The 20501-nt window shown below is 75.7% G+C and carries 22 protein-coding genes; 2 read left to right on the top strand and 20 right to left on the bottom strand.

What is annotated here, in order from left to right:
- Nucleotides 1–16 precede the first annotated feature (16 nt).
- The 19 genes from def to ACI79G_RS17400 all read right to left on the bottom strand — a co-directional run bounded on the left by def (nucleotide 17) and on the right by ACI79G_RS17400 (nucleotide 19343).
- Nucleotides 17–502: a peptide deformylase gene (def, locus tag ACI79G_RS17490; RefSeq protein ID WP_091220024.1), complete on the bottom strand. Its 486-nt coding sequence runs from the start codon at nucleotides 500–502 to the stop codon at nucleotides 17–19.
- Between the two features lie 13 nt (nucleotides 503–515).
- Nucleotides 516–1637: a glutamate 5-kinase gene (gene proB, locus ACI79G_RS17485; protein WP_456882382.1), complete on the bottom strand. Its 1122-nt coding sequence runs from the start codon at nucleotides 1635–1637 to the stop codon at nucleotides 516–518.
- Nucleotides 1634–3109 (bottom strand): GTPase ObgE, encoded by a 1476-nt coding sequence (obgE, locus tag ACI79G_RS17480; protein ID WP_456882381.1) that lies wholly within the window; start codon nucleotides 3107–3109, stop codon nucleotides 1634–1636. Before obgE ends, proB begins: the two co-directional genes overlap by 4 nt.
- Nucleotides 3110–3183: 74 nt before the next feature.
- Nucleotides 3184–3441 (bottom strand): 50S ribosomal protein L27, encoded by a 258-nt coding sequence (gene rpmA, locus ACI79G_RS17475; protein WP_091220018.1) that lies wholly within the window; start codon nucleotides 3439–3441, stop codon nucleotides 3184–3186.
- A 7-nt stretch (nucleotides 3442–3448) separates the two neighbouring features.
- Nucleotides 3449–3760 carry a 50S ribosomal protein L21 gene (gene rplU, locus ACI79G_RS17470; RefSeq protein ID WP_072911969.1) on the bottom strand — a complete coding sequence of 104 codons (312 nt, stop codon included), beginning with the start codon at nucleotides 3758–3760 and terminating at the stop codon, nucleotides 3449–3451.
- A 216-nt stretch (nucleotides 3761–3976) separates the two neighbouring features.
- Nucleotides 3977–6028 carry an Rne/Rng family ribonuclease gene (locus ACI79G_RS17465; RefSeq protein ID WP_456882380.1) on the bottom strand — a complete coding sequence of 684 codons (2052 nt, stop codon included), beginning with the start codon at nucleotides 6026–6028 and terminating at the stop codon, nucleotides 3977–3979.
- A gap of 406 nt (nucleotides 6029–6434) precedes the next feature.
- Nucleotides 6435–9446, bottom strand: coding sequence for an aminomethyl-transferring glycine dehydrogenase (gene gcvP / locus ACI79G_RS17460; protein ID WP_456882379.1), 3012 nt, complete (start codon nucleotides 9444–9446; stop codon nucleotides 6435–6437).
- 117 nt (nucleotides 9447–9563) lie between these two features.
- Nucleotides 9564–10136, bottom strand: a complete 573-nt coding sequence (locus tag ACI79G_RS17455; RefSeq protein ID WP_100498333.1) for a MerR family transcriptional regulator — start codon at nucleotides 10134–10136, stop codon at nucleotides 9564–9566.
- Nucleotides 10137–10492: 356 nt separating this feature from the next.
- Nucleotides 10493–10987 carry a bifunctional nuclease family protein gene (locus ACI79G_RS17450; RefSeq protein ID WP_091214238.1) on the bottom strand — a complete coding sequence of 165 codons (495 nt, stop codon included), beginning with the start codon at nucleotides 10985–10987 and terminating at the stop codon, nucleotides 10493–10495.
- A 122-nt stretch (nucleotides 10988–11109) separates the two neighbouring features.
- Nucleotides 11110–11835, bottom strand: a complete 726-nt coding sequence (gene ftsR / locus ACI79G_RS17445) for a transcriptional regulator FtsR (protein WP_456882378.1) — start codon at nucleotides 11833–11835, stop codon at nucleotides 11110–11112.
- A 123-nt stretch (nucleotides 11836–11958) separates the two neighbouring features.
- The gene (gene odhI, locus ACI79G_RS17440) at nucleotides 11959–12471 is read right to left on the bottom strand and encodes an oxoglutarate dehydrogenase inhibitor Odhl (protein ID WP_012948792.1); all 513 of its coding nucleotides are present in this window, start codon (nucleotides 12469–12471) and stop codon (nucleotides 11959–11961) included.
- A 274-nt stretch (nucleotides 12472–12745) separates the two neighbouring features.
- Nucleotides 12746–13150 (bottom strand): glycine cleavage system protein GcvH, encoded by a 405-nt coding sequence (gene gcvH, locus ACI79G_RS17435; RefSeq protein ID WP_456882377.1) that lies wholly within the window; start codon nucleotides 13148–13150, stop codon nucleotides 12746–12748.
- Between the two features lie 52 nt (nucleotides 13151–13202).
- On the bottom strand, nucleotides 13203–14099 hold the full coding sequence (locus ACI79G_RS17430; protein WP_456882376.1) for a DUF881 domain-containing protein: 897 nt from the start codon (nucleotides 14097–14099) through the stop codon (nucleotides 13203–13205).
- The gene (locus ACI79G_RS17425; protein WP_091214231.1) at nucleotides 14096–14428 is read right to left on the bottom strand and encodes a small basic family protein; all 333 of its coding nucleotides are present in this window, start codon (nucleotides 14426–14428) and stop codon (nucleotides 14096–14098) included. Before ACI79G_RS17425 ends, ACI79G_RS17430 begins: the two co-directional genes overlap by 4 nt.
- Before the next feature lie 2 nt (nucleotides 14429–14430).
- A complete protein-coding gene (locus ACI79G_RS17420; protein ID WP_456882375.1) occupies nucleotides 14431–15366 on the bottom strand; it encodes a DUF881 domain-containing protein in 936 nt (311 codons plus the stop codon).
- Nucleotides 15363–16013, bottom strand: a complete 651-nt coding sequence (locus ACI79G_RS17415; RefSeq protein ID WP_456882374.1) for a CDP-alcohol phosphatidyltransferase family protein — start codon at nucleotides 16011–16013, stop codon at nucleotides 15363–15365. Before ACI79G_RS17415 ends, ACI79G_RS17420 begins: the two co-directional genes overlap by 4 nt.
- Before the next feature lie 102 nt (nucleotides 16014–16115).
- A complete protein-coding gene (locus ACI79G_RS17410) occupies nucleotides 16116–18185 on the bottom strand; it encodes an elongation factor G-like protein EF-G2 (RefSeq protein WP_456882373.1) in 2070 nt (689 codons plus the stop codon).
- Between the two features lie 5 nt (nucleotides 18186–18190).
- The gene (locus ACI79G_RS17405) at nucleotides 18191–18388 is read right to left on the bottom strand and encodes a DUF1918 domain-containing protein (RefSeq protein ID WP_091214221.1); all 198 of its coding nucleotides are present in this window, start codon (nucleotides 18386–18388) and stop codon (nucleotides 18191–18193) included.
- A gap of 70 nt (nucleotides 18389–18458) precedes the next feature.
- On the bottom strand, nucleotides 18459–19343 hold the full coding sequence (locus ACI79G_RS17400; RefSeq protein ID WP_456882372.1) for an alpha/beta fold hydrolase: 885 nt from the start codon (nucleotides 19341–19343) through the stop codon (nucleotides 18459–18461).
- Nucleotides 19344–19413: 70 nt separating this feature from the next.
- Between ACI79G_RS17400 and ACI79G_RS17395 the strand changes: the two genes are divergently transcribed.
- Complete coding sequence (locus tag ACI79G_RS17395) at nucleotides 19414–19617, top strand: hypothetical protein (RefSeq protein WP_456882371.1); 204 nt, start codon at nucleotides 19414–19416, stop codon at nucleotides 19615–19617.
- A gap of 303 nt (nucleotides 19618–19920) precedes the next feature.
- Nucleotides 19921–20181, top strand: coding sequence for a hypothetical protein (locus tag ACI79G_RS17390; RefSeq protein WP_456882370.1), 261 nt, complete (start codon nucleotides 19921–19923; stop codon nucleotides 20179–20181).
- Between the two features lie 31 nt (nucleotides 20182–20212).
- On the opposite strand, the gene ACI79G_RS17385 is transcribed toward ACI79G_RS17390, so the two are convergent.
- A complete protein-coding gene (locus tag ACI79G_RS17385) occupies nucleotides 20213–20455 on the bottom strand; it encodes a hypothetical protein (RefSeq protein WP_456882369.1) in 243 nt (80 codons plus the stop codon).
- Nucleotides 20456–20501 lie beyond the last annotated feature (46 nt).

Below are 20501 nucleotides of genomic sequence, written 5' to 3'. Positions count from 1 at the left end.
CCACCGTACGGCCAGGTCAGCCGCGGTCGCGCAGCGCCCGGAGCGCGGCCTTGCGCGCCTCTCCGGTGAGCCGGTCGAGGAAGACCTTGCCGTCGAGGTGGTCGACCTCGTGCTGCAGCGCGCGGGCCATGAGACCGGTGCCCTCCAGCCGGATCGGCTCGCCGTGCACGTCGAACCCCTCGACGACGGCGTGCATCGCCCGCACCGTGGGCGCCCACAGGCCGGGGATGGACAGGCAGCCCTCGTCGCCGTCCTGGGTCTCCTCGGACAGCTCGACGATCCGCGGGTTGACCACGTGCCCGATGCGTCCGTCGACGTTGTAGGAGAAGGCGCGCAGCCCGACGCCGATCTGCGGCGCGGCGACACCGGCACGGCCGGGGTCGGCGACGGTGTCCTCCAGGTCGCGCACGAGCGCGGCCAGCTCCTTGTCGAAGCTGCGCACCTCGTCGGCGGGTGTGCGGAGGACCGGGTCACCGAGCTCGCGGATGGGACGGATCGTCACGCAGGCCAGTCTCTCAGCCCAGGGACGGGCGCCTCACCAGCACCATCTCGTCGCGGTGCACGATCTCCCGCTGGTACTCCGGGTCCAGCTCGCTGGTCTTGCGGCCCAGCAGCGGCGGCAGCTCCCGGGCGTCGTAGGCGACCAGGCCGCGGGCCACCACGACGCCGTCGGGGCCGACCAGCTCCACGGGGTCGTCGGCGAGGAACTCCCCCGCCACGTCGGTGATGCCGGCCGGCAGCAGCGAGGCGCCGCGCTCGCGGAGCGCCCGGACCGCACCCGCGTCGAGGTGCAGCCGGCCGCGCGGGCGGGTGGCGAAGCGCAGCCAGAACTGGCGGGCGCGGGGCCGCGGCCCCATGACGGCGAAGCGGGTGCCCACCGCCTCCCCGGCCAGCGCGGCGGCGGCCTGGGCGGTCGAGGTGACGACGACGGGGACGCCGGCGTGCGCGGCGATCAGCGCGGCCTCGACCTTGGTGGCCATCCCCCCGGTGCCCACACCGTTGCGGCGGGCGGTGCCGAGGGTGACCTCGCCGAGGTCCGCGGGGTCGCGCACGGTGTCGATCAGCTGCGCCGGGCCCTGCCGCGGGTCGCCGTCGTAGACGCCGTCGACGTCGCTGAACAGCAGCAGCGCGTCGGCCCGGGCGACGTGCGCGACGAGCGCGGCCAGCCGGTCGTTGTCGCCGAACCGGATCTCCTCGGTGGCCACCGTGTCGTTCTCGTTGACGATCGGCAGCACGCCGAGCGTCAGCAGCCGCTCCAGCGTGCGCTGGGCGTTGCGGTAGTGGCTGCGCCGGGTGAGGTCGTCGGCGGTCAGCAGCACCTGGCCGACGGTGACGTCGTGCCGGGCGAAGGCGTCGGCGTAGGTCTGCACCAGCCGCAGCTGGCCGACGCTGGCGGCGGCCTGCGCGGTGGCGAGGTCCCGCGGCCGGCCGACGACCCCGAGCGGGGCGAGGCCGGCGGCGATGGCCCCCGAGGAGACGAGGACGACCTCGCGGCCCTGCGCGTGCACCGCGCCGAGGACGTCGACCAGGGCGGTCAGCCGCTGCTCGTCCAGCCCACCGGGCAGGCTGGTCAGCGACGAGGAGCCGACCTTGACCACGACCCGCCGCGCACCGGCGATCTCCGCGCGCAGGTTCACTCGTCGTCCTCGGGCAGGTCGTCGTCGGTCCAGGTCTCGGTGAGCTCGTAGGGCACCCGGCGGGCCCGCTTGGCCGCCAGTCGCTCCTCGGCGCGCACCCGGTGCGGCGCGTCGATGCGGGAGTCGGTGCCCCGCCCGCCGAGCCCCGCGGTCTCCTCGGCGCTCAGCGTGCCGGCCGGCAGCGTCGGCACGAAGTCGAAGGCGACGTCGCCGATGACGATGGTGTCGCCCTCCTGCGCGCCGGCCTCCTGCAGGGCGTCCTCGACGCCGAGCCGGTTGAGGCGGTCGGCGAGGAAGCCCACGGCCTCGTCGTTGGTGAAGTCGGTCTGGCGCACCCAGCGCTCGGGCTTGACGCCGCGCACGGTGAACGCGCCCTCGTCGTCCGGGTCGCGCTCGACGCTGAAGCCGCTGTCGTCCACCGCCCGCGGGGTGAGGGTCACCCGCACCGGCTCGGGCTCGGGCAGCGCGGCGCGGTGCTCCTCGACCGCGCGGGCCAGGGCGAAGCCGAGCTCGCGCAGCCCCTCGCCGGTCGCCGCGCTCACCGGGAAGACCTCCAGGCCGCGCGCCTCCAGCGGCTCGCGGACCAGGTCGACCAGCTCCCGCGCGTCGGGCACGTCGATCTTGTTGAGGACGGCGACCCGCAGCCGGTCGACGAGGTCCTCCCGGTACTGCGCCAGCTCGTGCCGCAGCGCCTCGATGTCGCTCTCCGGATCGCGGCCGGGCTCCATCGTGGCCATGTCGACGACGTGCACCAGCACCGCGCAGCGCTCGATGTGCCGGAGGAACTCCAGGCCCAGCCCGCGGCCCTCGGAGGCACCGGGGATCAGCCCGGGCACGTCGGCCATCGTGAAGACGGTGTCGCCGGCCCGGACCACGCCGAGGTTGGGCACCAGCGTGGTGAAGGGGTAGTCGGCGATCTTGGGTCGCGCGGCGGACATGGCCGCGATCAGCGAGGACTTGCCTGCCGACGGGAAGCCGACCAGGCCGACGTCGGCGATGCTCTTGAGCTCGATGACGGCGTCGAGGGTCTCCCCCGGCTCGCCGAGCAGCGCGAAGCCGGGGGCCTTGCGCCGGGGGTTGGCCAGCGCGGCGTTGCCGAGGCCGCCCTTGCCGCCGTGGGCGAGGACGACGCGGGTGCCGGCGCCGACCAGGTCGGCGACGACCCGGCCGTCGGGGGTGCTCACCACGGTGCCCGGGGGGACCCGCAGCACGCGGTCCTCGCCGCGGGCGCCGTGTCGGTTGCTGCCCGCACCCGGGCGGCCGTTGCCGGCCTTCTGGTGCGGGTGGTGGTGGAAGTCCAGCAGCGTGTGCACGTTGGGGTCGACCTCGAGGACGACGTCCCCGCCGTTGCCGCCGTTGCCCCCGTCGGGGCCGCCGAGCGGCTTGAACTTCTCGCGGTGGATCGAGGCGACGCCGTGCCCGCCGTTGCCGGCGGCGACGTGCACGACCACGCGGTCGACGAAAGCGGCCATGTGTCAGCTGTCCCGAGACGCCACGAGCGCACGGGCCGCGGCCCGTGCGCTCGTGAAGCGGATCGTTCGAGTGCTCAGGCCTCGACCGCGGAGATGGAGACGACCTTGCGTCCCCGCCGCGTGCCGAAGGTCACGGCACCGGGCTGCAGCGCGAACAGCGTGTCGTCGCCGCCGCGGCCGACGCCCAGGCCCGGGTGGAAGTGGGTACCGCGCTGGCGCACGATGATCTCGCCTGCCTTCACGACCTGACCCCCGAAGCGCTTGACGCCGAGGCGCTGCGCGTTCGAGTCGCGGCCGTTGCGGGAGGACGAGGCGCCCTTCTTGTGTGCCATGTCGGCGTCAGCCCTTCGTGATGTCGCGGACCACGACGTCGGTGAGGGGCTGACGGTGCCCCTGACGCTTGTGGTAGCCGGTCTTGTTCTTGAACTTGTGGATGCGGATCTTCGGGCCCTTGCCGTGGCCGACGATCTCGCCGGTCACGGTCACCCCGGCCAGCGTCTCCGCGTCGCTGGTGACGGTGTCGCCGTCGACCAGGAGCAGGGCCGGGAGGGTGACGGTGTCGCCCGCCTCACCCACGAGACGGTTGACCGTGAACCGGTCGCCCACGGCCACCTTGTGCTGCCGGCCACCGGCCTTCACGACTGCGTACACCACTGAACTCCTCGATCGCCTCTGTCGTGTCCTGCGTGCGCCCGGACGTCGGGCGCCGGGTGCTGGACGGGTTGCCCGCCTCCCAGGCGGCACCGTGCGGTGCCCCGCCGGGGCGGTGCAACCCGACCAGCGTACCCGAGCCGCGACGGCCCGGTCGAACGGGGGAAGGGGGAGGACCCCCTCGCCCTCAGCCGCCCCGGCGGGCCCGCAGGGACCTCAGGAGGCCGGCGGGCCGGCCGGGCGGCTGGCCGCCCGGCGGCGGCGCGGACGGGTGACCGGCGTGGCGGTCCCGCTGCCGTCGTCGGCCACCGGCGGCTGGGACTCCCCCGCCGTGCCCGCGGACGACGGCGTGCCGGCGGGCGCCGGCTCCGCGGGGGGCTCGGCGTCCATCGGGCCGGGGTCGTCCGGGCCGGCGCCGGCGGGCACGGCCTCGTCGTCGGCCCCCTCCGCCCCGGTCCGGTCCTCCGGCTCGGCCGGCGACGGCTCGGCGAGCGCCTGGTCCGCGGGCGCCGGTGCCCGAGCGGACTCCACCGGGGCCGGCTCGGCAACGGGCTGCGCGATCCCCTCGGCGGCCGACCCCGCAGCGGGCTGCGCGGCCGGCTCCTCGGCGACGGGCCCGGGCGCCGCCTCCGGGGTCACGGCGTCGGGCTGGTCCGGCTCGACCGCGGCCACCGCGTCGTCCGGGGCCTCGGCGTCCGGTGTCCCGGCGTCCGGTGTCCCGGCGTCGGCGCCCACAGCGTCCTCGGCGGGCCCGCCTGCGGCGGTGAGCACCGCGGCGTCCTCGGCCGCGCGCTCCTCACCGGACTGGCTGCGGTTGCGGCGGCCGCGGTTGCGCCGGCCGCCGCCGGAGCGCTGACCCTCGCCGTCGCCGTCCGGGCCGCCCGCGGCCGGCGCCTCGGCGCCGACGGCCACGGTCTCGGCCGGCGCGGCGTCCTTGGCGTCGTCGCGGGCACCGTTGTCCCTGCCGCCACCGCGCTGCTGGTCCCGCCGGCCGTTGCCGCCACCGGCGCTCCCGCCGCTGCGGCGCTTGTCGTCCACCGGGTCGGTGCTGACGATGACGCCCCGGCCGCGGCAGTGCTCGCACGGCTCCGAGAAGACCTCGAGCAGGCCCTGCCCGACCCGCTTGCGGGTCATCTGCACCAGGCCCAGCGAGGTGACCTCGGCGACCTGGTGCTTGGTGCGGTCGCGGCCCAGGCACTCGGTGAGCCGCCGCAGCACCAGGTCGCGGTTGCTCTCGAGGACCATGTCGATGAAGTCGATGACGATGATGCCGCCGATGTCGCGCAGCCGGAGCTGGCGGACGATCTCCTCGGCCGCCTCCATGTTGTTGCGCGTGACGGTCTGCTCGAGGTTGCCGCCGGAGCCGGTGAACTTGCCGGTGTTGACGTCGACCACGGTCATCGCCTCGGTGCGGTCGATGACCAGCGAGCCGCCGGAGGGCAGCCAGACCTTGCGGTCGAGCGCCTTGGCCAGCTGCTCGTCGATGCGCAGGTCGCGGAAGACGTCGCCCTCGCCGGTGAAGCGGGTCAGCCGGCCGGTCAGCTCCGGGGAGACGTGCGCGACGTAGGCCTCGACGGTGTCCCAGGCGTCGTCGCCCTGGACGACGAGCTCCTTGAAGTCCTCGTTGAAGACGTCGCGGATGACCCGGATGGCCAGGTCGGGCTCGCCGTAGAGCAGCGTCGGCGCGTTGTTCGACGAGGACGCCTTGGTCTGGATGACCTCCCACTGCGCCTGCAGCCGGGCGACGTCGCGGGTGAGCTCCTCCTCCGAGGCCCCCTCGGCGGCGGTGCGGATGATCACGCCGGCGTCCTCGGGGACGATCTTCTTGAGGACGTCCTTGAGCCGCTGCCGCTCGGTGTCGGGCAGCTTGCGGCTGATGCCGGTCATCGAGCCACCGGGCACGTAGACCAGGAACCGGCCGGGCAGGTTGACCTGCTGGGTGAGCCGGGCGCCCTTGTGGCCGATCGGGTCCTTGGTGACCTGCACCAGCACCTTGTCGCCGGACTTCAGCGCCTGCTCGATGGAGCGCTGCTTGCCGGTCAGCCCGGCGGCGTCCCAGTTGACCTCACCGGCGTACAGGACGGCGTTGCGGCCCTTGCCGATGTCGACGAACGCCGCCTCCATGCTGGGCAGCACGTTCTGCACCCGGCCGAGGTAGACGTTGCCGGCGAAGGACGTCGCCTGCGCCTGGGTCACGTAGTGCTCGACGAGCACGTCGTCCTCGAGGACGGCGATCTGCGTGCGCTCGCCGCGCTGGCGGATGACCATCTTGCGGTCGACGGCCTCGCGGCGGGCGAGGAACTCGGCCTCGGTGAGGATCGGCGCCCGGCGGCGGCCGTTGTCCCGGCCGTCGCGGCGGCGCTGGCGCTTGGCCTCGAGCCGGGTGGACCCGGTGACGCCCTTGACGTCGTCGTCGCTGGTGGTGCGTCCGTTGCGGCCGGCCCGCTCGGGACGGTCGTCGTCGCTCTCCGCGGCCGCCTCGTCGGCCTCTGCGCTGGAGCCACGGCGGCGGGGGGGGGGGGGGGGGGGGGGGGGGGGGGGGGCGGGGGGGGGGGGGGCGCCCCCCCCCCCCGCGGCGTGGGACCGTCAGGACCCCTCCAGGGCCTGGCTCTGCGCTCCGGTCCGCTCCTCGCTCGCCGGACGCGCTGCGATCCCCTCGCGGGAACAGCCGTCGTCAGGCCTGGGCGCCGGCGGGGACGGCATCGGCCGCCGTCCCCAGGTCGTCCGGTGCGCCCTGGCTGCGGTCGGGGACGCGGGCCGCCGGCCCCGGCGCCGGCTCGGGCTCGGCGAAGGCCTCCGGCGAGGGGCAGGAGCAGACCAGGTTGCGGTCGCCGTAGGCCTGGTCGATCCGCCGCACCGGGGCGAGGTAGCCGCGGCCGCGCAGCCCCGGCACCGGGTAGACGGCGGTCTCGCGCGGGTACGGCCGATCCCACTCCCCCGCCACCATCGCGAGGGTGTGCGGGGCGTTGCGCAGCGGGTTGTCGGAGCGGTCGTACTGGCCGGTGGCGACCTTCCCGATCTCGGCGCGGATGGCGACCATCGCGTCGACGAAGCGGTCGAGCTCGCCCTTGTCCTCGCTCTCGGTCGGCTCGACCATCAGCGTGCCGGCGACGGGGAAGCTCATCGTCGGGGCGTGGAAGCCGAAGTCGATGAGCCGCTTGGCGATGTCGTCGTTGGTGATGCCGGTGGCCTTGGTCAGCGGCCGGATGTCGAGGATGCACTCGTGCGCGACCAGCCCGTCGGCGCCGGTGTAGAGCACCGGGTAGTGCTCCCGCAGCCGCGCGGCGACGTAGTTCGCGGCCAGGACGGCGTGCTCGGTGGCCCGCAGCAGCCCGTCGGGGCCCATCAGCCGCAGGTAGGCCCAGGAGATCGGCAGGATGCCGGCCGACCCCCACGGCGCGGCCGAGACCGCCGGGCCCTGCGTGCCCGTGTCGACCAGCGGGTGGCCGGGCAGGAACGGCACCAGGTGCTCCCGGACGCCGATCGGCCCGACGCCGGGGCCGCCGCCGCCGTGCGGGATGCAGAAGGTCTTGTGCAGGTTGAGGTGGCTGACGTCGGAGCCGAACCGGCCGGGCTTGGCCAGGCCGACCATCGCGTTGAGGTTGGCGCCGTCGACGTAGACCTGCCCGCCGGCGTCGTGCACCGCGCCGCAGATCTCCTGGATGTCGGCCTCGAACACCCCGTGCGTCGACGGGTAGGTGATCATGATCGCGGCCAGCCGCTCGGCGTGCTGGTCGACCTTCGCGTGCAGGTCGGCGACGTCGACGTTCCCGGCCTCGTCGCAGGCCACGACGACGACCCGCATGCCGGCCATGACGGCGCTGGCGGCGTTGGTGCCGTGCGCCGAGGACGGGATGAGGCAGACGTCGCGGTGCGCCTCGCCGCGGGAGGCGTGGTAGCCGCGGATGGCCAGCAGCCCGGCGAACTCACCCTGCGAGCCGGCGTTGGGCTGCACGCTGACCGCGGCGTAACCGGTGACCTCGGCCAGCGCGGTGCACAGCTCGTCGATCAGCTGCCGGTAGCCGCGGGCCTGCTCGGCCGGGGCGAACGGGTGCAGCTGGGCGAACTCCGGCCAGGTGATCGCGGCCATCTCCACCGCGGAGTTGAGCTTCATCGTGCAGGACCCCAGCGGGATCATCGTGCGGTCCAGCGCGAGGTCCTTGTCCGCCAGCGAACGCAGGTAGCGCAGCAGCGCGGTCTCCGAGCGGTGCGCGGAGAAGACCGGGTGGGTGAGGAACGGGGTGCGGCGGCGCAGCTCGGCCGGCAGCGCGTCGGCGCCGCCGTCGGTCAGCACCGCCCTGCCCTCGCCGGTGCTGTCCGCCGGCACCCCGAAGGCCTCGGCGACCGCGCGCAGGATCCCCACGGTGGTCGTCTCGTCGCAGGCGACGCCGACGGTGTCGGCGTCCACCAGCCGCAGGTTGACCCGCCGCTCGGCCGCGGCGGCGACGACCTCGGCGGCCCGGCCGGGCACCCGGGCGTGCACGGTGTCGAAGAAGCGGTCGTGGACGACGTCCACGCCCCCGGCGCGCAGCCAGCCGGCCAGGGTCTGCGCGCTGCGGTGCACGCGGGCGGCGATCGCGGTCAGGCCCTCCGCGCCGTGGTAGACGGCGTAGGCGCCGGCCATGACGGCGAGCAGCACCTGCGCGGTGCAGATGTTGCTGGTGGCCTTCTCCCGGCGGATGTGCTGCTCGCGGGTCTGCAGGGCCAGCCGGTAGGCGACGTCGCCGTCGGCGTCGACCGAGACGCCGACCAGCCGGCCGGGCAGCTGCCGGGCCAGGCCCTCGCGCACGGAGAGGTAGCCGGCGTGCGGCCCGCCGTACCCCATGGGGACGCCGAAGCGCTGCGAGCTGCCGCAGGCGACGTCGGCGCCCCACTCCCCCGGCGCCTCCAGCAGCGTCAGCGCCAGCAGGTCGGCGGCGACGACGACCGCGGCGCCGGCCTCGTGCGCGGCCGCGGCCAGCGCCCGGTGGTCGCGGACGGCACCGCTGGCCCCCGGGTAGGACAGCAGCACCCCGAACGCCCCGGCCCCGGGCAGGTCGGTGGGCCAGCCGGCGGAGAGGTCGGCGACGTGCAGGTGGATGCCGAGCGGCTCGGCGCGGGTGCGCAGGACGGCCAGGGTCTGCGGCAGGGTGTCCTCGTCGACGACGAACACCGCGTCGGCCCTGGCCCGGCCGGCACGGCGGACGAGGGTCATCGCCTCGGCGGCGGCGGTCGCCTCGTCGAGCATGGAGGCACCGGCCACCGGCAGACCGGTGAGGTCGGCGACCACCGTCTGGAAGTTGATCAGCGCCTCGAGCCGGCCCTGGCTGATCTCGGGCTGGTAGGGCGTGTAGGCGGTGTACCAGGCCGGGTTTTCCAGGATGGTCCGCTGGATGACCGCCGGGGTGACCGTGCCGGAGTAGCCCAGACCGATCATCGAGGTGTAGACGTCGTTGGCCTCGGCGCGTTCGCGCAGCAGCCGCAGCACGGTCGCCTCGTCGGCGGCCGGCGGCAGGTCCAGCGGCGTCCGGTCGCGGACCCCCTCGGGCACGCAGGCGTCGACGAGGGACTCCAGCGTCGGGTGACCGACAGCAGCGAGCATCGCCTGCGTCTCGTCGGGGCGCGGGCCGATGTGCCGGGCGGCGAAGGACCCGGCGGGGTCCAGCGCGGCGAGTGCGGGCAGGGGCTCAGGGGCACGGTCCGCCATTACCACGACGCTACCAGCGGGAGAGGAGGCAGCGAGATCGCCGACCCCACCCGCCCGGGTGACCGGGTTCCGGCGATACCCCGGTGTCGTCCGGAGGTGCGCGAGGGCTGCTCGCCCCTACACCGCGGCGCGGCGGCGGCGGCGGGCGGCGAGCTCGTCGTCCGCAGCGTGCAGCGGAGCGCCGTCGATGCGCTCGGCGGGCAGCTCGGCCAGCTCGCCGGAGAGCTCGCGCAGCGCACCGGAGACGGCGATGCCGAAGACGCCCTGGCCGCCGGCGAGCAGGTCGACGACCTCCTCGGCGGAGGTGCACTCGTAGACGGTGGCGCCGTCGGAGAACAGCGTGACGTTGGCGAGGTCCTTGATGCCGCGGTTGCGCAGGTGGTCGACGGCCTTGCGGATGTTCTGCAGCGAGACGCCGGTGTCCAGCAGCCGCTTGACCACCTTGAGCACCAGGATGTCGCGGAAGGAGTACAGCCGCTGGGTGCCCGAGCCGGTGGCGCTGCGCACCGACGGGGCGACCAGGCCGGTACGGGCCCAGTAGTCGAGCTGCCTGTAGGTGATGCCGGCAGCGGCACACGCCGTCGGGCCGCGGTACCCCACGAGGTCGCTGTCGACCTCGTCGTAGGACGGCGCGCCCACGGCAGCGTCGCTGAAGAGCTGACCCTGGGAGCCCTTGCTCTGGTCGCTCACGTCAGCGTCCTCCTCTGCTCCCGCAGCTGACGCCGCGGTCCCCCGCGGTGCTGACCGTCACTCGGGTCGCTGCAATCGGCTGCCGCGTCGGGTTGCCGGTGTCACACCGCTGTTGTTCGCCGACCGTAAGCCGGGCCCTGGGGCGGGTCAACTGAGGGGGGCGGCGTGTCGCGCCACTCACCCATCGGAGGGGTATCGGCGCACCGGAGCCGTTCCTTGACCCCGGGCACGCCTCCGACCGCGGGAACTCACCGCACGTGCCCCGGCCGTCACAGCAGTCACACGCCCCGGTCCCGCCGGCCACGTCGCAGGGCCCCCCCGCGAGCCGGCGAGCGGTGGGGCGAGGGAACCCTCGTTCAGGCGGGGCCGCTGCCGCCCGAGCCGGAACCGGCGCCGAAGTCCTCCGGGGAGATCTGGTCGAGGAACTCGCGGAACTTCTCGACCTCGTCCTCCTGCTCGTCGGGGATCTCGATCCCGACCTCGTCGAGCAGGTCCTCGGCGCCGTAGATCGGGGCGCCGGTGCGGACGGCGAGGGCGACGGCGTCCGACGGGCGGGCGCTGACCACCCGGTCGTCGCCGAAGACCAGCTCGGCGATGTAGATGCCGTCGCGCATCTCGGTGATGTTGACCGCCTCGAGCGTCGCACCGAGCGCGCGGACGACGTCCTTGAGCAGGTCGTGCGTCATCGGCCGGGCCGGGCGCACACCCTGCTGCTCGAAGGCGATCGCCGCCGCCTCGACCGCACCGATCCAGATGGGCAGGTACCGCTCGCCCTGCGTCTCCTTGAGCAGCAGGATCGGCTGGTTCCCGGGCAGCTCGACCCGGACACCGACGACTCTGAGTTCCTGCACGGTGGGGCTCCCTCAGCTGCGGCCCGAGGACGGGCGGTGGATCGGTACGGGCGGCTGGTGGACGACGGTGCGGCGCCGGGGCCGTGGACTCGGGTCCCGACCCCGACCACGGTACGCCCGAGTCAGGGGCGCAGGAGATCCCGCAGGCGCGCCTCCAGCAGCGCACCGTGCAGCTGCGCGGAGAGGGCGGCCAGCTCCCGCAGCTTCTCGGTGGCCCGGTTGCGGGCCTCCTCGGAGCGCGCCCGCAGCACCGGCGCGACCAGCTGCTCGACCAGCCCGGCCTCCCGCTCGGCGCCGTTCTGGTAGACGCGCAGGTGCCGCGGCTCGATGCCGTGCCGGGCCAGCCCCGCCGCCGCCCGCGCGATCGGCAGGTCGGTCGCCGGGTGCCGGCCGTCGGCGTCGGGGGTCAGCAGCCCGAACTGCACGCAGTCGGCCAGCTGCCCGGCCTCCAGGCCGGACGCCCGGGCGAACTGCTCGCTGGTCAGGCTGCTGGTGTCCGCCTCCTCCTCCGGCGGCGGCGCGGCCGGCGGCGCGCTGCCGGGCAGCGGCTCGCCCCGGTCGAGCGCCGCGAGGTGCTCCTTGATGACCCGCAGCGGCAGGTACTGGTCGCGCTGGGCGGCCAGCACGTACCGCAGCCGGGCCACGTCGGCCGAGGAGAACTTCCGGTAGCCCGACGGCGTGCGCTGCGGGTGCACCAGGTCCTCGGACTCGAGGTAGCGGATCTTGCTGATCGTGACGTCGGGGAAGTCCTCCCGGAGGACGGTCAGCACCTCGCCGATGGTGAGGCGCGGCGTGTGCCGGCCGTCGGGCTCCCCGGATGCGTCGGCACGCGAGGGCACCGCGGTCACGCCGCCGTCCGTGCCGTCGGCGCCGTCCCCCCGGCTGCGCGCCGGGTCACGAGCGCTCCTCGCCGGCGCTCGTCGCGCTCGTGCCCGGTGGTGCTGCGCACATGCGTGACCTCGCGAGCCCGGTCACGCGCCGGCGGGCTCGCCCGTGCGCGGACCGGTCAGGTAGACGAGGCGGAACTTGCCGATCTGCACCTCGTCGCCCCCGGCCAGCGTCGCGACGTCGACCGGCTCGCGGTTGACGTAGGTGCCGTTGAGGCTGCCGACGTCGTGCACCGAGAAGCCGCCGCCCTCACGGTGGAACTCCACGTGCCGGCGGCTGACGGTGACGTCGTCGAGGAAGATGTCGCTGTCGGGGTGCCGGCCCGCGGTGGTGACGTCCTGGTCGAGCAGGAAGCGGCTGCCGGCGTTCGGGCCGCGCTTGACGACCAGCAGCGCCGAGCCCGCGGGCAGCGACTCGACCGCGCCGGCGTGGGCGTCGGCCTCGGTGACCTCGGGGGTCTCCGCGGAGTCCTCGCCACCCACCTTGGGGATGACGCTGGTGGACTCGCCGATCCGCTCCTGGGACAGCGCCGCGCCGCACTGCGCGCAGAAGCGACTGCCCTCGGGGTTGTTGTGGCCACAACGAGTGCAGTGCACGTCTGTCTCCTCCGGTGCAGGGGTGGCACCGCCGCGGACCTGGGGTCTGGCCGCGGGCGGCCGGCGGACGACGGGCCGGACAGCCCGTCGCGGGTCGGTCGCCGCGTCGAGCACGGCGGGCCGTGGGTCATGGAACCAGCGGCCGACCCGAGGGTCAACCGAACGTACAGGGTGAGGCTCAGCGGTCGCTCAGCGGCCTCCGCGGCGCCCCGATCGGCAGCATAGTGATCGCCGCCGGGGCCGGGGGGACCGCTGCCGTGGCCCGGAGCGCCGGTCAGCTCGCCTCGACCAGCGCCTGGTAGGCGGCGGCGTCCATCAGGTCCGCGGTGGGGTCGCCGCCGTCCCCGGCGACGCTGATCTCGACGAGCCAGCCGGCCCCGTAGGGGTCGGCGTTGATGGTCTCGGGGGCGCTGGTGAGGGCCTCGTTGACCGCGGTCACGACGCCGGTGACCGGCGCGTAGACGTCGGAGACCGACTTGGTCGACTCCACCTCGCCCATGGGGGCGCCGGGCGCGACCTCGGCGCCGACCTCGGGCAGCTGCACGAAGACGATGTCACCCAGGGCGTCCTGGGCGTGGTCGGTGATGCCGACCCGCACGACGGCGCCCTCGCCCCCACCCGGCTGCAGCAGCGCCCACTCGTGCTGCTCGGTGTAGCGGCGGTCGTCGGGCGTGGTCATGCGGCGGCTCCTCGTCGGTGAGGTCGGGTGCGGTGGTGCGGGCGGCGCGGCGTCATCCGCCGTCGTCGGTGTCGGGGCGAGCGTATTGAGGGCGGTCGAGCTGCCGCAACGCGTCCACGACGACGGTCCCGGACTGCTCGATGTCGACGCTGCCGCCCTGCCGGCCGACCCGGTCGACGACGCCGCCGGGGATGTTCATCGCCGTCTCCAGGTCCTGCGCCGAGCCGATGACCCGGATCTCGTAGGGGCTGTCGACCTCGACGCCGTCGATCCGCAGCGCGCCGGGCTCGCCGGTGACCGCCGTCGACACCCCGACGCGGACGCCGTCGATCTGCATCGTCTCCGCGCCGGCGCCGCGCAGCTCCTGGACGGCGTCGAGCAGGTCGGCGACCCGCACCCGGCCCTCGGGGTCCCGGATGGTCATGACCAGTCCCGGGCCCTGGGCGGCGACGGTGCCGTTGAGGATGCCGAGGGCCTCGGCGCGCTCCTGGGCCTCCTGCAGGGCGGCCTCGGACTGGCTGTCGTCGTTGGTGAGCTCCCGCAGCGCCGTGCGCTGGTCGGCGATCTGCTCGCGCAGCCGGTCCTCGCGGGCGTCGAGGTCGTCGAGGATGCGGACGAGGTCCTCCTCGCGGAGGGTCGAGTAGTCCTCCCCCGTCCCCGTGGTGCGCACCTGGACGGCGAAGGCGAAGCCGAGCAGCAGGGTGAGGACCCCGATGAGCGCCGCGGCCAGCGGGTCCCGCCGGCGCCGCGGCCTCCCGGGGCGCTGCTGCGCCAGCTCCGGGGGCGGCGCGGGCCGGTCGCCGGCGTCCGCGGCGGGCGCGGGGGCGTCCTGCACGGGGGCGTCCTGCTCGGAGGTGTCCAGGTCGGCGTCCAGGTCGGGGGCGTCGTCCCCGGGGTGGACGTCGTCCTCCGGACGCCGGTCGGGCTCGGGGCGCGGCTGGTCGCTCATGCCCGGAACACGTGCCGGCGGATGGCCGCGGCGTTGCCGAAGATGCGGATGCCGAGGACGACGACCACCGCGGTGGACAGCTGCGCGCCCACGCCGAGCTGGTCGCCGAGGAACACCACGAGCGCGGCGACCACGACGTTGGACACGAACGAGATGACGAACACCTTGGCGTCGAAGATCCCGTCGAGGCGGGCGCGGAAGCCCCCGAAGACCGCGTCGAGGGCGGCGACCACGGCGATCGGCAGGTAGGGCTGCAGCCACAGCGGCACGGTGGGGTCGAACACCAGGCCGAGCACGATGCCGACGGCCAGGCCGAGGATCGGGATCACGGTCAGCCCCCCGGCGTGGGCTCGGGCGCCGCGTCGTCGGTGGGCACGGCGGGCGGCACCTCGGACACCGGGACGGCGGAACGGAGCTCGGGCGGGCTCCCGGCGGGAAGGGACAGCTCGTCCTCCTGGGCGAACTCGAAGCGCAGACCGTAGGTCTCGGAGATGACGGCCAGGGCGTTGACCTCGGGGCTGGCCAGGAAGCGGCTGCGCAGGGTCGCGGGGTCGCCGACGGCGCTGACCAGGTAGGGGTTGGTGACCGGCCGGAAGTCGACCAGGACCGCCTCGCCGGCGAAGCGGATCGCCGTCGTCGGGCCCAGCCGCTGGCCGTTGATGCCGACCGCCTCGGCGCCGGACGCCCACAGCGCGTTGACCACCAGTTGCAGGTCGCCGTCGCGCACCTGGCCGCGGGGGTCGGCCTCCGTCGTCCCGCCGACCGGGTCCTCGTCGGCGTCGGGCCCGGCGTCGGCGAGGGTGACCCGCAGGCCGGGGCCGCTGACCGGCAGCGCCCCGGCGGCCAGCTCGGCGTCCTGGACCCGGTCGCGGACCCGCTGCCCGACGGCGGTGGCGGCCAGCGCGTCGTCCCGGGCGGCGGCGACGTCGACGCGCAGCGACTCGAGGTCGGCGGCGAGCCGGTCGGTGGTCTCGGACTCCCCCTCGATCTCGGAGACCAGCGCCGAGCGCACCTCCTCGCGGCCCTGCGCGCCGGCGGCGGCCTGCTCGAAGGTGACCGCGGCCAGCAGCCCGGCGAGGGCCAGCACGAGGGCGACGGCGAGCTGCCCGCGGCGCCGCCGGGACGGCGGGACCTCCTCCCCCGCGGCGTGGGCCTCGCGGGCCCGCGCGGCCCGGGCGTAGGCGGGGTCCAGGGTCTCGGCCAGCACCTGGTCGAGCAGCGAGGCGCCCAGCGAGCGCGGCCCGCCGCCGCGCTGCACCGTCGTCACGGGGCCGCCCGCTCGGCGCGGACCAGCCCGGCGACCTGGACGACGTAGAAGACGCCGGCCAGCACGTACAGCGCCCCGCCCCACACGGTCAGCGCCCAGGCGACCGGCTGGAGCACGGCCGCGACCGGGCCCTCGCCGTCGGCGAGCAGCAGCAGCGGGAAGGCGTAGAGCAGGATGAAGGTGGCCGCCTTGCCCAGGTAGTGCACCTGCAGCGGCGGGTAGCCGTGGGCGCGCAGCAGCAGCAGCGCCAGCCCCAGCACCAGCTCGCGGCCGACCAGGACGGCGACCACCCACAGCGGGACGACGTCGCGCAGCACGAAGGCGACCAGCGTGGCGACGATGTAGAGCCGGTCGGCGGCCGGGTCGAGCAGCGCGCCCAGCCGGCTGGACTGCCCGAGGGAGCGGGCCAGCTTGCCGTCGAGCCAGTCGGTGGCGCCGGCGACCATGAGCACGACCACGGCCCAGCCGTCGGCGTGCGGCCCCAGCAGCAGCCAGAGGAACAGCGGGACGCCGAGCAGCCGCAGCACCGACAGCGCGTTGGGCACCGTCCACACCCGGTCGGGCAGCACGTTGCGGTCGGGCAGGGCCGGCACGCTCGCCCCCGTCCGGGCCGAGGCGGCGGCCGACGGCCCGTTCGACGACGTCACGACACCTCCGCACCCGCTGGACACCGGCCCCCGAGGCTAGTCGAAGGACCCCCGTCCCCTGCCCCGCTCGCAGGCTCGCGGCGAGCCTCCGGACGGGGGCCGCTAGGCGGGCACGGCGGTGAGCGACGCGGGCGCCGGCTCGTACCCCAGCGGACGCCGGGCGAAGCTGCCGGTGCCGTGGGAGACCGAGCGCAGCGCCCCCGCGTAGCCGAGCAGCTCGACCTCGGGGATCTCGGCGCGCACCGTCGTCCGGTCGCGCTCGGGGTCGGCGTCGCTGCCGGTGACCCGCGCCCGCCGTCCGGACAGGTCGCTCATCACCGCACCGACGTACTCCCCGGGCACCACGACCTCCACCTCGCACCAGGGCTCGAGCACCCGGGTGCCCGCGGCGGCCGCGGCCTCGCGGACGGCGAGCGCGCCGGCGGCCTGGAACGCCGCGTCCGAGGAGTCCACGGAGTGCGCCTTGCCGTCGACGAGGGTGAAGCGGGCGTCGACGATCGGCCGGTCGCCGTTGACGCCCTTCTCCGCCTGCGCGCGGACGCCCTTCTCCACGCTGCCGTGGTACTGGCTGGGCACCGTGCCGCCGACGATGCGCTGCTCGAACACGATGCCGGTGCCCGGCTCGCCCGGCTCCGCCTCGACGACCACGATGGCGTACTGGCCGTGCCCGCCGGACTGCTTGACCAGCCGGCCGGTGACCCGCGCCGACCCGGCCAGGGTCTCCACCATCGGCACCCGCACCGGGACGGTGTTCACCGCGACGCCGTGCCGGGTGCGCAGCCGTTCCAGCAGCACCTCCGCGTGCGCCTCCCCGACGCACCACAGCAGCAGCTGCCCGGTGTCGGGACGGCGCTCGAGGCGGACCGTCGGGTCCTCGGCGACCAGCCGGGCCAGGGCGGTGGCCAGCCGGTCCTCGTCGGCCCGGGACGCCGCCTCGACGGCGACCGGCAGCTGGGGCGTGGGCAGGTCCCACGCGGGGACCAGGCGCGGGTCCTCGGGCGAGGAGAGGGTGTCCCCGGTCTCGGCCGCGGTGAGCCGGGCGACGGCGCAGATGTCGCCGGCCGGGCAGGCGGCGACCGGGCGGAGGGTCGCGCCCAGCGGCGAGCTCACCGCGCCGATCCGCTCGTCCACGTCGTGGTCGGGGTGCCCGCGGTCGGCCATGCCGTGCCCGGAGACGTGCACCGCGGTGTCCGGGCGCAGGGTGCCGGAGAAGACGCGGACCAGGGAGACCCGGCCGAGGTAGGGGTCGGTCGTCGTCTTGACCACCTCGGCGACCAGCGGGCCGTCGGGGTCGCAGGACAGCGGGGGCGCCGGCGAGCCGTCGGGGCGGGTCACCGGCGGGCAGCCGTGCTCCATCGGGCACGGGAAGCCGTTGACCAGCAGGTAGAGCAGCGAGTCCATGCCGATGCCCTGCAGCGGGGCCGCGCAGAGCACGGGGTGGAAGTGGCCGCGCGCGACCGCGGTCTCCAGGTCGTTCATCAGGTCGCCCTGGACCAGCTCGTCGCCGGCGAGGTAGCGCTCCATCAGCGCCTCGTCCTCGCTCTCGCCGATGATGCCCTCGATCAGCTCGCTGCGCAGACGGTCGGCGTCCGGGGCCTCGGCACCGGGTTGCAGCAGGTTGACCAGCCCGGAGACGCTGCCGTCCGGACCGCGGTCGACGAGGTGGACCGGGTAGACCCCCGCGCCGAGCATCGTCTGGCACAGCCGGACGGTCTCCTCGACGTCGGCGCGGGCGCGGTCCAGCTGGGTGACGACCACCGCGCGCGGCATGCCGACCGCCGCGCACTCCTCCCACAGCTGCACGGTGCCCGCGTCGACGCCGTTCACCGCGGAGACGACGAACAGCGCGGCGTCGGCCGCGCGCAGCCCGGCCCGCAGCTCCCCGACGAAGTCCGGGGAGCCGGGGGTGTCCAGCAGGGTGATGCGGTGCCCGTCGTGCTCGACGGTGGCCACGCCGAGCGACACCGAGCGCTGCTGGCGGACCTCCACCTCCTCGCTGTCGAGGCAGGCGGTGCCGTCCTCGACCCGGCCGGCACGGGTCAGCGCGCCGCTGGCGACCAGCAGCGCCTCGGCGAGAGTTGTCTTGCCCGCGGCCGCGTGGCCCACCAGGGCCACGTTCCGGACCTTGTCGGCCGGCCGCGGGCCGGGTGCGGCGACGGTCTCCTTGGCCACGCCGCTCAGCCGTTCGCCGGCTCGGGGACGACGGCGCAGGTGCCCGCCGGGTAGAAGACGCCGGTGTGCCCGTCGGGGTCCCACCGGACGACGTAGGGCGGCCCTCCCCCCTCCCCGCGGACCTCGAGCACCCTGCCGGTGCGCTCGGGCTCTCCCTGGTGGGTGGAGTGGACGACGATCCGGTCCCCGACGCGTGCTTCCACGACGACCTCCTGGCGGCTGTCCCGTTCCTGTGTGGTGTGGCTCACAGCCTGCTCCCGGGGACGGGGCCGATCAAGGGAGTCGCGGCCCGTCCTGCGCGTCGACGGCGGCAGTGTGGGCGGCGATCGCACCGGCCAGCGGCTCCACCACCGCGGCGGGCAGCGCGTGGCCCATCCCGGGGATCGTCACCAGGCGCGCCGAGCCGATGACCGCGGCCAGGTGGGCGGCATGCGGCGGCGGGTTGACCGGGTCCTCGGGCGCCTCGACGACCAGGGTGGGCACCCGGACGGCGGCCAGCTCGGCCCCGCGGTCGAGCCCGGCCGGGTCGGCGAGGGCGTGCGCGACGGGGCTGCGGGCGCTGCCGCTGTGCGCGACCACGCGCTCCTCGAGCGCGCGGAACTCGGCGGGGTCGAAGGGGACGCCGTCCCCGTTGAGCAGCCGCCAGTGCTCCACCCGCCAGGCGAGCTCGGCCTCGGGGTCGCGCTCCTCCCCCATCGAGGCCCAGTACCCGAGGACGTGCGGAGCGGGGCCGGGCAGGTCGCTGTCCCCCGCCACGTCGGCCAGTCCGCTGCCGAGCGCGGACGTGGCGAGGACGGTGGCGCTGCGCAGCCGGTCGGGGTGGTCCAGCAGCAGCAGCTGCACGAGCGTGCCGCCCATCGACATGCCGACGACGTGCGCCCGGTCGATGCCGAGCCCGTCGAGCAGGCGGACGGCGTCGGTGGCGAGGTCCCGGACCGCGTACGGCGCGACCGCGTACGCGCGGGTGGAGCGGCCGGTGTCGCGGTGGTCGTACCGGACCACCCGGTGCTGCCGCGCCAGGCGGTCGACCAGCGCCTCGGGCCAGACCAGGCCGCTGGCGTTGGCGCCCATCACGAGCAGCAGCGGCGGAGCGGCCGGGTCGCCGCGCTCCTCGGCCCACAGCTCGACGCCCGGCGCCACGGGGATGCGGTGCTGCACGGACAGCAGCCTGGCGCGGGCGCCCGGCCCCCGTCGACCGCGTTGCGGGGCCGGCGCCCATGCTGGACGCATGACGAGCCCCCAGCACGCGGCCGGCCGGGACCAGGAGAGCGAGCTCGCCCACGCCGTCCCGCGGGCGGCCGCCGACGGGCCACCGCCGTGGGTGGCCGTCTGCGGGGCCCCGGTCGCCGTCGTCCAGGGCAGCTGGGCGGGGCGGCGCGGTCTGGGCTCGGCGTCGCCCTGCCCGGAGTGCGCCCGACTCGCGGCGAGCTGACCCTCCCCCTGCGCCGGTGCGGCTCCTCCGGATCCGGCGAGGTCAGCCGGTGAGTTGGGGATAACGGTCGATGGTGTCACGCCGGTGGGCGGTCCTGGCTCGTCGTCCCGGGGCCGGACCGGTCGGTGGACGACGGGCGCCGGCGCACGGACGGGCGTTCGTCACCGGCCGACCCGGCGGCGTGGCGGGGGTCCGGACGAGCCGGCGCGGGGTTGCCTGCGCCGGTCGGACCGGTGTGCACTGACGGCGGCCCGCCCCGGGCCCCACCGGGCGGGCTCCCCCTGTGTGCGGAGGAGACCGGACGTGACGCGGCGGGCGAGACGCGGCCTCCAGGAGGAGCTGCTCCACCACCTGCAGCCACCCGTGCCCCGGCGCAGGGAGCTGCTCAGCGAGCGGGTGGCGCCCACGCTGGCCGGCATCGGCGACGCGATGGCCGGCCGGGCGGCGGACGAGGTCCTCGCCGCGCTGGACGCCGCCATCCGGGAGGCGGGCGGAACCCCGGACCCGGCGGCGCTGCGTGAGTTCGCCGCCCGCATCGAGGCCGGCGAGAACCCCTTCAGCTGAGGGAGGGCCCCCTCCGGGAGGGGGCCGGGCTTCAGGAGGCGCGGAAGAGGTCGCGCCGGGCCTGGCGGACGAGGACGTCGGCGGTGGCGCTGTCGGCGTCCCCGCGGCCGGCGATCAGGGCGGCGAGGTCGTCCCGGTCGCTGACGGTGGCGTAGTCGGCGAGCTCGCGCTCCAGGGCGCGGCGAGCGCGCCGCTCGTCCCGGCGGCGGCGCAGCGAGGCCAGGAACCCGAGGTCCGGCGTGGTGGCGGCGATGGCGAAGGCGGTGCCCTGCATGACGGTCTCCGTGGGATCGGTGGGTGTCTCCTCTCCCATGGTCGGC

The organism is Geodermatophilus sp. SYSU D00779 (assembly GCF_054050595.1).
The sequence above is the reverse complement of the archived record's forward strand: the minus strand, read 5'-3'. Positions and strand labels throughout refer to the sequence as shown.